This is a genomic window from Mesorhizobium sp. M7A.F.Ca.ET.027.03.2.1 (genome assembly GCF_003999175.1).
GTDB lineage: Bacteria > Pseudomonadota > Alphaproteobacteria > Rhizobiales > Rhizobiaceae > Mesorhizobium.
The window spans coordinates 1-4902 of record NZ_RZOM01000414.1 but is presented as its reverse complement, the minus strand read 5'-3'; the positions used below and the strand labels follow the sequence as shown (position 1 = coordinate 4902).

Sequence of the window (4902 nt, the reverse complement as noted above, 5' to 3'; positions counted from 1 at the left end):
CCCATGTCGGGGGCGCGGAAGTCCCGACATTGCTGGCGCGGCTCAATGCGCATGACCCGGCGCTCACCATCGAAGTGCGGCTCGATGATTCGCGCGACCTGCTGGACGCTTTCGATCGCGGTGAGATCGACGCGGCGATCATCCGCCGGGAGGACGACCGGCGCGATGGTGAAGTGCTGGCGCCCGAACATTTCGGCTGGTACGCCGCGCCCGACTTCGTCCACCGGGCCGACGAGCCGCTGCGCCTGGCGGCATCCTCGCCATCCTGCGGTATTCGTAACATCACCACCCGCGCGCTCGACGCTGTCGGAATACCGTGGACGGAGGTGTTCCTCGGCTGCGGCTCCTTCGCCGTTGCCGAAGCCGTCTCGGCCGGCCTCGCAGCCTCGGTATTTTCCTGCCGGCTTGCCCCGTCCGGCACCATCGAGGTCAGCCGGAAATTCGGGCTGCCGGCGCTGCCGCCTTCCGAGATCGTGCTGCTTTCGACGCTGACGGACGCCAAGTCCCGCGAGGCGCTGAGGACGCTTGCAATGGCCTTTCGCGAGCATCGTCCGCCTGTGGCGGGCAATGCCGGACGGCCTCGGTTCCGCAGTTCCCAGATGGTCGACGGACCGGCTTAGGACTCCCCCTCGGACACTAGGGCTGAGACCGGGCGCCCTTGATGCTATTCGGCCGCCGGTGCCAGCGGCCTGACCCTGGCCATCATGGAGCGCAGCACCGCTGGTTTGAGCGGTTTGTTGATCACCGCAATCTCGAGCCCGCCGGCGGCCGTGCGCACCTCATTGGAGCGGTCTGCGGTGACCAGCACGGCCGGCAGGGTGTCGCCATGGATCGCGCGCAGCCTGACGATGATATCGAGGCCGGTTTCGCCGTCGAGATGGTAGTCGGCAAGGACGATGTCCGGGCGGTGTATCTTCGCGGTCTCCAGATCCTTTGAACTGGACACGGTGTCGACGTTGCAACCCCAGCCTTCGAGCAGGAGCCGCATGCCTTCGAGGATACGGGCGTCGTTGTCGATGCACAGCACGTGCAGCCCGGCCAGCGAAGCCGTCGCGCGGGCAGGAACCCTGGCGTCGATCTCGCGTCGCGGTTCCTGCACGGCCGCCACGGGCAGGATGACGGAGAAGCGCGTGCCCTTGCCAGGATTGGAAAAGATCCGGATCTCCAGCCGCAGCACCCGGGCGATGCGGTCGACGATGGAGAGGCCGAGACCGAGGCCCTCGGCCTCGCGCGCGCCCTCGTCGAGCCGGGTGAATTCGCGAAAGACGGTGTTCAGCTTGTCGCCGGCGATGCCGATGCCGGTGTCGATCACCTGGATCTCGGCCAAATCGCCGCGCCGCCTGACGCCAACCAGCACGCGGCCGTGGCGCGTGTATTTGATGGCGTTGGAGACGAGATTCTGGATCAGGCGGCGCAGCAGATTGCGGTCCGTCGTCACTGTCAGCGATGACGGCATGATGGTCAGCGCGAGCTTCTTCTCGGCGGCCAGCGGCCGGAAGTCGTTGCCGATCTGGCGCAGCAATCCGTCGAGGTTGAAGGCGGTATCGTCCGGCTTCATCGCGCCGGCGTCAAGGCGGGAGATGTCGAGCACGGCGCCGAGGATGGTCTCGACCGATTCCAGCGAGGATTCGATGTTCACGGCGGCCTTGCCGGCAGGCCCTTTGCCGGCCTTCTCGATCAGCGAGGAGCAATAGAGCCGGGCGGCGTTGAGCGGCTGCAGGATGTCGTGGCCGGCGGCGGCGAGGAAGCGCGTCTTGCCGAGATTGGCCTCCTCGGCCAGCATCTGCGCCTGCGCCAGCTCCTCGTTGACCCGGGTCAACTCGATGGTGCGGGTCTTGACGCGCTGCTCCAGCGATTCATTGGCACGCTTCAGCGCCAGGTCCTGCTCGACGCGCCCGGAAATGTCGGCATAAGTGGCGACGATGCCGCCGTCGGGCATCGGGTTGGAACGCAGCTCCACGATGCGGCCCGAGGTTTTCAGTTCCATCTGCCATGGGCTGACGAAACTGGTCAGCCGGTTGAGCATGGCTACACGCTGATCGGCGGGGATGTCGCCGCGTTCGGCGAGATGGCGCAGGATGCGGTCGAGCGAGACGCCGACCTGGCCCATCTCGTCGGGCAGGTCGAACAGCGCCCGGTACTGGCGGTTCCAGCAGATCAGGCGGAAATCGCGATCGAAGACGGTGATGCCCTGTTCCATCTGGTCGAGCGCGATCTGCAGCAGGTCGCGGTTGTGCTGCAGCGCCTCGGTGGCGTCGTCGAGCAAGCGGAAGGCATCTCGGGATTCGCGGTCGTGGCGCCGAAACAGCAGCGACAGGATCAGCCGCGCCGACGAGGAACCGACGGCGCTGGCGAGCAATTGCTCGGAGAAGCGGATGACGTCCATGCTCGCCTGCTCATTGCCGTGCAGCGAGGTTCCGTTGGTCTTTTCGAACGACTGGAAGGAGCGCTCGGTGCGCTCCACGCCGAGATAGCGCCCGATCGTGTCCTTGAGGTCGTTGACGGTGATGGCGGTGCGGAAGCGGCGCAGGCTTGGCATCGGGCCGGCATCGCGCGGCACGAAGATCGACGCCTGGATGCGTTCCAGCGGCACCGATGCGCGCGACAGCGAACCGAGCACGAAGAACACCGCGTTGAGCGACAGGCTCCACAGCACGCCGTGGTTCAGCGGTTCGGCGACGGTGCCGAACAGGGCCTGCGGCCGCAAGGCCTCGAAGCCGAACAGCCCATGCACGATGATGCCGGTATCAGGGGCGGCAAGCGACGGAAACAGCAGCGTGTAGCCCCAGACGAGGATGCCGGCGACCATGCCGAGTGCCGCACCCCGGCCGTTGGCGCCGCGCCAGATCAGCCCGCCGATCAGGGCGGGCGCGAACTGGGCGATGGCCGCGAACGACATCAGGCCGATCGACGACAGTCGCGCGCTGTCGGTGCTCTCGCGGTAGTAGAGGAAGGCGATGAACAGGAGGATGAAGATCGCCCCGCGCCGCACATTGAGGATGAGCGTCGACCAGTCCTCGGTCTCGGAGGTCGAGGTCTTGAGCAGGCGGCGCACGAACAGCGGAATGACGAGGTCGTTGGAGATCATGATCGACAGCGCCACACTTTCGACGATCACCATCGCCGTCGCCGCCGACAGGCCGCCGATGAAAGCCGCCATCGCCAGCACGTCATGGCCAGTGAACAGGGGCAGCGACAGCACGTAGAGATCGCTGCTGGTTCCGGTGCCGACCAGCGAAAGGCCGGCGAAGGCGATCGGCAGCACGAACAGGTTGATCGCAACGAGATAGAGCGGGAACACCCATGTCGCGGTGCGCAGTTCGGCCTCGCCGCGGTTCTCGACGATGGTGACGTAGAACTGCCGCGGCAGCATGATGATGGCAAAACCGCTGAGGCAAGTCAGCACCAGCCAGGTGGCGAGCGAAGTGTTGTAGCTCATCGCCTGGCGGACCTGCGCGTTCTCGGCGAGCTTGTCGAACATGTCGCCCGGGCCGCCGAAGATCAGGAAGGTGACCATCAGGCCGATCGCCAGGAAGGCGGCGAGCTTGACCACGGTTTCGACCGCCACCGCCAGCACCAGCCCGTCCTGGTGTTCGGTGGCGTCGGCGTGACGGGTTCCAAACAGCACCGCAAACAGCGCCAGGAGCATGGCGACGACCAACGAGATGTCGCTGACGAAGGGATCGAACGAAGGCGGCGATCCCGTATAGTGCTCGACCATCAGGCTGACCGAACCGGAGATCGCCTTCAACTGCAGCGCGATATAGGGCACCGCGCCGATGGTGGCGATCAACGTGGCGATCGCCGCGACGGTGAAACTCTTGCCGTAGCGCGCGCCGAGGAAATCCGCGATTGAGGTGATCTTCTCGGTCTTGGCCAGCCGCACGATGCGGTTGAGCAGCGGAAAGCCGAACACGAACACCAGCACCGGGCCGGTATAGATGCCGAGGAATTCGAGGCCGCGCTCGGAGGAGAGGCCGACCGAACCGAAGAAGGTCCAGGACGTGCAATAGATCGCCAGGCTGAGCGCGTAGATGAAGGGCCGGGCTCGACTCGGCCCTGAAATGGCCGAGCGGCGGTCGCCCAGGCTGGCGATGGCGAACAGCAGCGTCACATAGGCGATCGCGATGATGACGATGAACAAGCCCTGCACGCCGGCAAGATCCTCCCTGTGCCGAATTTCAACCCGGCTTGCCCAGACGCAATCACAGCTTGGCTTCCGAGTCCATCACGGCTTTGGGTGCATGAAGGCCGCGGTTTCCGGGACTGCCGCCGGGTAAGGAGAAACCGGTTGCTTTCTCTTTTTTGCCGATGTTGCAACCGCAGGTTTTTGTTATGTTGCCTCAGGTCGATGCCGCAAGGACGGAAACGGCAGTTCGGCCGGTCACGACAAGGAGGGTCGAATGCTGAAAGAATTCCAAGAATTCATTTCCAAGGGCAATGTGATGGACTTGGCCGTCGGTGTCATCATCGGCGCGGCCTTCGGCAAGATCGTCGATTCCCTTGTCAACGACATCATCATGCCGATCGTCGGTGCAATTTTCGGCGGATTGGACTTCAACAACTATTTCTTCGGACTGTCCTCAGCCGTCAACGCGACCTCGCTGGCGGACGCCAAGAAGCAGGGCGCGGTCTTTGCCTATGGCAGCTTCATCACCGTGGCGCTGAACTTCCTCATCCTCGCTTTCATCATCTTCCTGATGGTCAAGGCGGTGAACAACATGCGCAAGCGGCTTGAGCGCGAGAAGCCCGCTGCACCGGCCGCTCCGCCGCCCGCCGACGTCGCGCTGCTCACTGAAATTCGCGATCTGCTCGCCAGGCGCTGACCACGGGCGGCATTTGCTGGACCAAAACCCCGGTCGTTCGCGGCCGGGGTTTTCTGTTTTCGCATCTGGTAAGGAC

At 64.7% G+C, this 4902-nt stretch carries 3 protein-coding genes; 2 read left to right on the top strand and 1 reads right to left on the bottom strand.

The genetic code is table 11. The features are described 5' to 3' along the window. A partial coding sequence (locus EN750_RS18440) for a LysR substrate-binding domain-containing protein (protein WP_127397266.1) occupies window positions 1-620 on the top strand: 620 nt, incomplete at its 5' end. Window positions 621-664: 44 nt separating this feature from the next. On the opposite strand, the gene EN750_RS18435 is transcribed toward EN750_RS18440, so the two are convergent. Next, the gene (locus EN750_RS18435) at window positions 665-4153 is read right to left on the bottom strand and encodes a PAS domain-containing hybrid sensor histidine kinase/response regulator (protein ID WP_127397265.1); all 3489 of its coding nucleotides are present in this window, start codon (window positions 4151-4153) and stop codon (window positions 665-667) included. Window positions 4154-4403: 250 nt separating this feature from the next. On the opposite strand from EN750_RS18435, the gene mscL reads away from it, so the two are divergent. Continuing rightward, window positions 4404-4826 (top strand): large conductance mechanosensitive channel protein MscL, encoded by a 423-nt coding sequence (mscL, locus tag EN750_RS18430; RefSeq protein WP_027038576.1) that lies wholly within the window; start codon window positions 4404-4406, stop codon window positions 4824-4826. The last annotated feature ends 76 nt before the right edge of the window (window positions 4827-4902 follow it).